Genomic DNA, 8,342 nt, shown 5'->3' with positions numbered 1-8,342 from the left:
ATCCAAGAGGATATATAGCTCTTTTAGAATTTACACAGAATTAATTACAGTCTCGGTAGATGAGAAGATTCCTTTTCTTCCATGGACGGTATTGCCTTATTGCTTCTGGTTTCCGCTGATCGCTGTTTATCCTCTGGTGGTTTTCCAGACGGATCCTTATTCATATTGCAGTTACTTGATGACCATGGTAATAGAAATCGTGTTTAGTGTAGCATGTTATTTGATCTATCCCACTTCTTTTCAGAGGCCGGTGCCGCCAGATGGCTTCTGGGGGGATTTTATGAAGCTTATTTATCATGGCAGCTACCGTGGACTGAACTGTGCACCAAGCCTGCATTGTTCCAGTTGTTTTCTGATTATCTGTACTTCTTTTATATGTGTGGGAATGAACCCGTGGATTCGGATAGTGACAGCTTCGATTGCTGTCATGATCGTATTGTCAACTCTTACAACCAAACAGCATACGTTAATCGATGTGCTGACGGCAGTTCCCCTTTTTCTGATCAGCAGGATCCTGGGAATTATGTTGGCTGACCAATATTACGTACAGTTGCTCACATTTATTGGAAAATAAAATGTAACCGCACACCCTTCAATATTAGGATGATCATCTTATTCAGGCATTTGTATGATCGGCATTGGCCATATGGTAGATCTTTTCCATATCTTTCATATTCAGCTGCATGAACACTCCAATGGTACGTGTATCCTCAAAGCTGCAGCGAAAGGCAAGATCATGGATCTGGCTGTCGGTCAGATCCAGTCCAAGCTGATGAAGGCTGGTAGGCATCTGGATGGAATGGAAGAAGTCTTCCATAGCCTGAATGCCCTGCAGGGCTGTTTTTTCAAAATCCAGCCCACAGGGAATGTGAAATACATTTGTGGCAAATTGGGCAAAGCGCTCCGGATTTTCTTTGTATACGTATCTGGCCCAGCTTCCCCATAAAGCAGAAAGACCTGCACCATGGGTCACATCGTATTGACCGCCCAGTTCATGTTCAAGTTGATGGCAGGCCCAGTCGCCGCCGCCTGTTCCACAGCCGGTAAGACCATTGTGAGACAGGGAACCGGCCCACATGATCTCTGCCCGTGCATTGTAATTCCCCGGCTCATTCATCAGGATCCGGGCGTTATAGATAACTGTCTGCATAAGAGATTCGCTGATGCTGTCAGTTATTTCCATTGTTTCAAGATTTACGAAATATCGTTCCATAGTATGCATCAGAATATCGACACATCCGCTTTCTGTCTGATACTGAGGAAGTGTATAAGTAAGCCGTGGATTTAAAATGGCAAATTTAGGACGGCACAGATCGGTTTTTACGCAGCCACGTTTTAACCAGCCGTCTTCGTTGGTGATCACAGCGGAACTGCTCATCTCACTGCCGGAGGCTGCGATGGTAAGGATCACGCCAATAGGAAGACAGGCTGTTGGAGTTTCTTTCTTCAGGAAAAAGTTCCACACATCGGTCCAGGGATTGGCAGCTCCATACCCAATGGCTTTGGAAGAGTCGATCACACTGCCTCCACCAGCCGCAAGGATAAAATCCACCTGCTCTTCCCGGCACAGACGGATCCCTTCGTAGACTTTGGAAAGCCGGGGATTAGGTACCACACCGCCAAGGGTAACATAGGATACGCCTGCTGTATCCAGACTGTCTGTAATCTCTTTTAAAAGGCCGGATCGGACTATGCTGCCGCTTCCGTAATGAATCAGAACCTTTTTATAATTGCCCTGCTTTAAAAGTTCCCCGATCTGGTAATGAGTATCTTTTCCAAATATGATACGGGTAGGAGTATAGTATTCAAAATTTCTCATAATAATCCTTTCACGTAATAATCGATGGTTTTTATATTTACATCCACTTATGTGCGAGCACAGGTGGCTTCAGACCTTTTGACACTGTAATCATCATATTCTTATTAAATCAAAAAAACAGGAATTAGTCAAAATAAATTGCAAAATCTTCATAAGAGCTTCATAAGAAAAGAAATAAATCAAAAAGTTCTTGTGAGACGGACAAATGTCTTTTTACTGTTGACATATACCATGAAACCATATATACTATAATTTGGTAACGCTTTAAAAGAAAAGAGAAAACTACCCTTATGTTATAGGAGGAGCAGGAATGTATTCATTTGAAGAAATCCAGAAAGTAGATCCTGAGATTGCAGGGCTGATCAAGTCAGAAGTTGAAAGACAGAACTCCCATATTGAGCTGATCGCATCCGAGAACTGGGTGAGTAAAGCAGTTATGGCAGCTATGGGAAGCCCTCTTACCAATAAATATGCAGAAGGATATCCTGGGAAAAGATTTTATGGTGGCTGTGTTTGCGTGGATGAAGTTGAGACTCTTGCTATTGAACGGGCAAAGAAGCTTTTTGGCTGTGAATATGTAAATGTTCAGCCGCATTCCGGTGCACAGGCCAATATGGCTGTATTTTTTGCAATGCTGAAGCCTGGAGACACAGTGCTTGGCATGAATCTGAACCATGGAGGGCATTTGACACATGGAAGTCCGGCAAATATGTCCGGAACTTATTTTAAAGCAGTTTCCTACGGTGTAAATGATGATGGTGTGATCGATTATGAAGAAGTTGCCCGTATTGCCAGAGAATGCAGACCTAAGCTGATCGTGGCAGGTGCAAGTGCTTATGCAAGGATCATTGATTTTAAGAAATTCCGTGAGATTGCAGATGAAGTAGGGGCATATCTGATGGTTGATATGGCACATATTGCAGGACTTGTGGCAGCAGGACAGCATCCAAGCCCCATTCCTTATGCAGATGTGACTACCACCACCACTCACAAAACACTTCGTGGACCAAGAGGGGGTATGATCCTCAGTGATGCGGCCACTGCCAAGAAGTTTAATTTTAACAAAGCAGTATTTCCTGGGATCCAGGGCGGTCCGCTGATGCATGTGATCGCAGCAAAGGCTGTTTGTTTTAAGGAAGCACTGGAACCGGAATTCCAGGAATACGGAAGAATGGTAGTAGAAAATGCAAAGGCTTTATGTGCTGGTCTTATGAAGAGAGGTGTGGATATTGTTTCTGGAGGAACAGACAATCATCTGATGCTTGTAGATTTAAGAAATCTGGGAGTAACCGGAAAAGAGATGGAGAACCTTCTGGATGCAGTGAATATTACCTGCAACAAAAATGCCATCCCAAATGATCCTCAGTCTCCATTTGTAACAAGTGGTGTACGCCTTGGAACACCGGCTGTTACATCCAGGGGAATGAAGCCGGAGGATATGGATGTGATCGCAGAAGCCATAGCTTTAATGCTGAAAAGCAGGGATCATCAGGAAGAAGCAAAGGCACTGGTGAAAGGACTTACCGATAAGTACCCACTGGTTGGTTAATTTTTTACAATTGCAAAGAACATTACAAAGAACCTTTTGGATTAGACGGGAATGCTCTGATACAGAAGGTTCTTTTATGTGCAGGCCTGTCTTGATTTTAAAGGGCGTGAATGTTAAGATAAGGAGAGTTGACAGAGATTCAGGAGGAACTTGATTTATGAATAAAAGAAAATGGATATCTGTGATAGCTGCGTTCTGGAGTGCCGCTGCTATTGCCCTGTCAGGAGAGTTTGTAGAAGCCAATGGCCTTTTAAGGACACTGAATAGTGAATTAAATGGGATACGTTTGGACAAACTGATCGTATTGGCAGCGCTGGTTGCGTTTTATTATAAAGTGTGGGACAGGTTCGTGGAAGAGAGTAAGTGGATCACCCATCTTTTGGCTGCGTTCTTTTCGGTGTGCATGCTGATCGGTATCAGTTATTCCACGCAGGGAAGCTGGGTATTTTTTATGGGTAACCGTAAGCAGATGGTGATTGCTTTCCTTACTTTTGCAGGGTATTTTATTCTGTTTGACGTGACTCTAAGCATATTTTATGGCTGGCTGTCCAGATTGAATCTGTATCAGATCAGGGCAAAGAAGCCGTTGCCTGCATTTGCTCAAAAGCATAGCCACTTGTGGGCGTTCCTTGTCATTTATCTTTGCTGGCTGCCGTGGATCATTATATTTTTCCCTGGCTCTGTTCCTGCAGATGGATACAGACAGCTGGATATGTACTTTGGCGGTGAGAAGTTTACTACAAGGCATGCCTGGGTGCTGACTATGTTTGTAGGACTGCTTATGAGTATTGGCAGGCTGATCAATGATAATATGGGAGTTTTTCTGATCATACTGGTCACATCCCTTCTGGAGTGCTACTGCTATTCCGGTGTATGCAGCCGTTTAAAAAAATGGAAAGCACCAAAGCAGCTGTATGTAGGTTCTGTACTGTTTTTCGGTCTGATGCCTATGTTTGGTACTTATGCCCAGACTGTGATCAAGGATAGTATGTTTAGTGCAGTATTTGCCCTTTATATGGCATTGTATGCAGAATGCGCTATTCCTGCGCTTCAGAAAAGAAGCGGCAAAAGACTGTCATCACAGCTGATACAGCTTGCCATTGTGGGGATACTTACCTGTTTCTGCAGGAATAACGGAATTTATATGGTCTTTGTTTCCATGGTTTTCCTGATCTTTTTTGTGGCAAAGAGACAGAGACTGGTGGTTCTGGCGCTGGCGATTGCAGTGTTTGGATGTTATTCAGTTTCTGAGAAAGCGGTGGCACCTGCTCTTGGTATTTCTTCTATTTCCAGCAGGGTTTATTTTTCCATTCCTTTCCAGCAGACTGCCAGATATGTACGGTCTTATCCGGAGGATGTTACAGAAGAAGAGAAAGATGCCATTAACCAGATCCTGAATTATGATCAGCTAGCACAAAGATATAATCCGGAGTTGTCTGATCCGGTAAAAGCCACTTACCGCACCGGGAATATTACAAAAGAAAAGCTGATGAATTATTTCAAAGCCTGGTTTTCCATGTTTAAAAAGCATCCTGGGGTTTATATTGAAGCAACCCTTCATAATACTTACGGATATTTTTATCCATTTTACCATAATACGGCACAGGGACCTTACCGGTTATATAATAAAACCTTTACAGAGTATCAGTTTGAATATGACTATGTGTTCCCAAATGAGGCCAGGAGTGTGATGGCTCAATATGCATATTTGTGGAGAAATGTTCCCGGGTTTGCCCAGATCAGTAATTCCGGTGCATATACCTGGATGCTCCTGATCCTTGCAGGCTACCTGTTTTACAGGAAGCGTGGAAAGGGGATATTGGCTTTGGCAGCACCGGCTTTGAATGTAGCTATCTGTGTTGCTTCTCCGGTAAATGGAATGTTCCGCTATGTGCTGCCGCTTATTGCATGTATGCCGGTAGTTGTGTACTGGTGTATTGGATACGGAGAAAAGGAATTTACAGATAAATCAGAAGAAAGCAGGTGATTGCTTGGAAAAAATTGTGATCATAGGGGACGGACCGGCAGGGATTTCTGCTGCCTTATATGCAGCCAGAGGGAATATGGAGCCATTGGTGATCAGTATGGGAAGCAGTGCCCTTGATAAAGCCGAACTGATCCAGAATTACTATGGCCTGTCAAAGTCCATGACAGGGAAAGAACTTCATGAAACCGGGATTTCTCAGGCCAGAGAGCTGGGAGTCCGTTTTATGGAGGCTCAGGTTCTGGGAGTCAGCGGATTTGATACTTTTGAAATTAAGACAACGGCAGGGAATCTGGAAGCAGAATGTGTGATCCTGGCAACTGGCAGCCAGCGTAAGACCCCAGGGATCCAGGGATTGAAGGAGCTGGAGGGCAGAGGTGTCAGCTATTGTGCAGTATGCGATGCTTTCTTCTATCGTGGAAAAGAGGTGGCAGTGCTGGGAAATGGAGAATTTGCTCTTCATGAAGCAGAAGAACTGGCACCCATGGCATCGAAGGTGACTATTTGCACCAATGGAAGTGCACCGGATTTTTCCGGAGAGGCAAAATTTCCTGTTAATACAGCAAAGATCCAAAAGATTCAGGGAGATGACCAGGTTACGGGGATTTGTTTTTCACCGGAGGTCAGTGCAATGGATACAGAATCTGCTCAGGCAAATATCCTTCCTGTGGCAGGCGTTTTTGTGGCTTCCGGAACTGCAGGCAGTGCATCCATTGCAAGGCAGATGGGGGCAGTCCTTACAGAAAAGGGCAATATACAGGTCAATGAAAATATGGAAAGTACCATTCCCGGACTTTTTGCGGCAGGAGATTGTACAGGTGGACTTCTTCAGGTGGCAAAGGCTGTTTATGAAGGCGCGAAGGCAGGACTTTCTGCGGTACAGTATGTGCGCACAAGAGCCAGGGATAAATAATAGAAGTACCAGTAAAGACCAAAAGTCTGCCGGATCATCTGAAAAGATAAGATTTACGGTATCACAAAAACAAACAATAAGGAGGAATGCTTTATGGTAAAGACAGTTACAGTACAGAATTTTGAAGAGGTAGTTCAGTCAGAGAAAACGGTTTTGCTTGATTTTTGGGCAACCTGGTGTGGTCCATGTATGCGTCAGGGGCCTATCGTGGAAGCACTGGGAGAAGAAGGCTTTGCAGTAGGCAAGGTAGATGTGGATGCACAGCCGGAACTGGCACAGAGATTCCGGATTATGAGTATTCCTACATTGATCGTTTTTAAAGACGGAAAAGAATACAAAAAAATGATCGGCCTTACATCTAAAGAAGAACTGAAGGCCCTTCTTCAGGAATAAAGGTCCAGACGGATATGAAGATCATTCTTGCTGCATGTAATGCAAAATACATCCATTCCAATTTGGCAGTATATGATCTGCAGGCTTATGCCAGGCAGTATCAGCAGCATATTCTTTTAAAAGAATATACCATCAATCAGCAGAAAGATGAGATCATGAAGGATTTATACGAGGAAAAGCCGGATGTGATCTGCTTTTCCTGCTATATCTGGAACATCTCGTTTGTAAAGGAACTGGCGGAAGACCTGAAAAAGGTGCTTCCGTCTGTACCTTTTTGGGCAGGCGGGCCAGAGGTATCCTTTGATGCAGAAGCCTTTCTTGCGGCCAATCCTGCATTTGACGGTGTGATGGTGGGCGAAGGAGAAGAAACCTTTCTGGAGCTTGCCGGATACTATGTGGATCATAGGAAAAGCCTGGAACAGATCCGGGGGATCGCATTTCGTAAAGAAAACCAGGTTCTCCATAATGGATGGAGAGAAATCATGGATCTTAGCAAGGTTCCTTTTCCATATAAGGATCTGCAGGATTTTGACCATAGGATCATTTATTATGAAAGCAGCAGGGGCTGTCCTTTTTCATGTAGCTACTGCCTGTCTTCTGTAGATAAAAAACTGCGATTCAGAAGCCTTGATCTGGTGCGGAAAGAACTGCAGTTTTTCCTGGATCATAAGGTGCCACAGGTAAAGTTTGTGGATCGTACCTTTAACTGTAAACATGATCATGCCATGGCAATCTGGAAATATATTGTTGAACATGATAATGGGGTCACTAATTTTCACTTTGAGATTGCAGCAGATCTTTTGCGGGAAGAAGAGCTGGAATTGATGGCCACCATGCGTCCGGGACTGATTCAGCTGGAGATCGGTGTACAGTCTACCAATCTGCAGACGCTTGAGGCTATTCACAGAAAAACAGATTTTTCAAGGATTTGCCAGATTGTGGAAAGAATCCACAGCTTTGGCAACATCCATCAACACCTGGATCTGATCGCAGGACTTCCATATGAGGATTATGACAGTTTTCATCATTCCTTTAATGATGTATATGCATTGAGTCCCCAGCAGTTTCAGCTGGGTTTCCTTAAGGTTCTGAAAGGGTCCCTGATGAAACAAATGGAAAAAGAGTATGGCATTGTACATAAAGAAAAAGAACCCTATGAGGTGCTTTCCACTAACTGGATTACTTATGAAGATGTTTTAAATCTGAAAAAGGTGGAAAACATGGTGGAAGTGTACTATAATAGTGGACAGTTTGAAAATTCATTAAAATATGTGGAGACTTTGTTTCCTGACAGCTTTACCATGTATGAAGCTTTAGGCAGGTTTTATGAGCAAAAGGGATATGACTGTATTTCCCATAACCGGCTGCGCAGATATGAGATCCTTCTTGAATTTATAGAAAGCCTGAAGCAGGGAGATGTACAAAAAGGTGCAGACGCACTTGTGTTGGATCTGTATCTTCGGGAAAAGCTGAAAAGCCGTCCATCCTTTGCAAAAGACCAGAAAGCAGAGGAGAAAAAGATATGGGCATACCGAAAACAGGAAAATATTCCAAAGACAGCTCATATCCAGGTGTTTTGGGATGGAAGGGTTCTTTTGTTTGATTATGAGAAAAAGGATCCGCTTACAGGTAATGCACTGACAGAAGAAATCAGATTATAGGAGGTTCGATGTGATGGGAATGT

Annotated in this window: 7 protein-coding genes; 6 read left to right on the top strand and 1 reads right to left on the bottom strand. The window is 43.7% G+C overall.

What is annotated here, in order from left to right; translation table 11 throughout:
- A partial coding sequence (locus G5B11_RS10890) for a phosphatase PAP2 family protein (protein WP_173728169.1) occupies window positions 1–574 on the top strand: 574 nt, incomplete at its 5' end.
- A gap of 42 nt (window positions 575–616) precedes the next feature.
- On the opposite strand, the gene G5B11_RS10885 is transcribed toward G5B11_RS10890, so the two are convergent.
- Window positions 617–1,819, bottom strand: a complete 1,203-nt coding sequence (locus tag G5B11_RS10885; protein ID WP_173728167.1) for an iron-containing alcohol dehydrogenase — start codon at window positions 1,817–1,819, stop codon at window positions 617–619.
- A gap of 310 nt (window positions 1,820–2,129) precedes the next feature.
- Here G5B11_RS10885 and glyA point away from each other — a divergent pair, with 310 nt between their 5' ends.
- The 5 genes from glyA (at window position 2,130) to G5B11_RS10860 (ending at window position 8,319) form a co-directional block, all read left to right on the top strand.
- Window positions 2,130–3,368 carry a serine hydroxymethyltransferase gene (gene glyA, locus G5B11_RS10880; RefSeq protein ID WP_173728165.1) on the top strand — a complete coding sequence of 413 codons (1,239 nt, stop codon included), beginning with the start codon at window positions 2,130–2,132 and terminating at the stop codon, window positions 3,366–3,368.
- Window positions 3,369–3,525: 157 nt separating this feature from the next.
- Window positions 3,526–5,355, top strand: a complete 1,830-nt coding sequence (locus G5B11_RS10875; protein ID WP_173728163.1) for a DUF6020 family protein — start codon at window positions 3,526–3,528, stop codon at window positions 5,353–5,355.
- A 4-nt stretch (window positions 5,356–5,359) separates the two neighbouring features.
- Window positions 5,360–6,265, top strand: coding sequence for an NAD(P)/FAD-dependent oxidoreductase (locus G5B11_RS10870; protein WP_173728160.1), 906 nt, complete (start codon window positions 5,360–5,362; stop codon window positions 6,263–6,265).
- A gap of 93 nt (window positions 6,266–6,358) precedes the next feature.
- On the top strand, window positions 6,359–6,658 hold the full coding sequence (gene trxA / locus G5B11_RS10865; RefSeq protein ID WP_158419995.1) for a thioredoxin: 300 nt from the start codon (window positions 6,359–6,361) through the stop codon (window positions 6,656–6,658).
- Window positions 6,659–6,672: 14 nt separating this feature from the next.
- The gene (locus G5B11_RS10860) at window positions 6,673–8,319 is read left to right on the top strand and encodes a B12-binding domain-containing radical SAM protein (protein ID WP_173728158.1); all 1,647 of its coding nucleotides are present in this window, start codon (window positions 6,673–6,675) and stop codon (window positions 8,317–8,319) included.
- The last annotated feature ends 23 nt before the right edge of the window (window positions 8,320–8,342 follow it).

The sequence above is a fragment of the Blautia glucerasea genome, from assembly GCF_013304385.1.
In the GTDB taxonomy this organism is placed as follows: domain Bacteria; phylum Bacillota; class Clostridia; order Lachnospirales; family Lachnospiraceae; genus Blautia_A; species Blautia_A ammoniilytica.
Note: the sequence above shows the minus strand (reverse complement) of the source record. Positions and strands in the feature narration are given on the sequence as shown.

Excerpts from the sequence above, each read along its gene's own strand:
- G5B11_RS10885 (WP_173728167.1), bottom strand. The coding sequence starts at position 1,819 with ATGAGAAATTTTGAATACTATACTCCTACCCGTATCATATTTGGAAAA.
- glyA (WP_173728165.1), top strand. The coding sequence starts at position 2,130 with ATGTATTCATTTGAAGAAATCCAGAAAGTAGATCCTGAGATTGCAGGG.
- trxA (WP_158419995.1), top strand. The coding sequence starts at position 6,359 with ATGGTAAAGACAGTTACAGTACAGAATTTTGAAGAGGTAGTTCAGTCA.
- G5B11_RS10860 (WP_173728158.1), top strand. The coding sequence starts at position 6,673 with ATGAAGATCATTCTTGCTGCATGTAATGCAAAATACATCCATTCCAAT.
- G5B11_RS10875 (WP_173728163.1), top strand. The coding sequence starts at position 3,526 with ATGAATAAAAGAAAATGGATATCTGTGATAGCTGCGTTCTGGAGTGCC.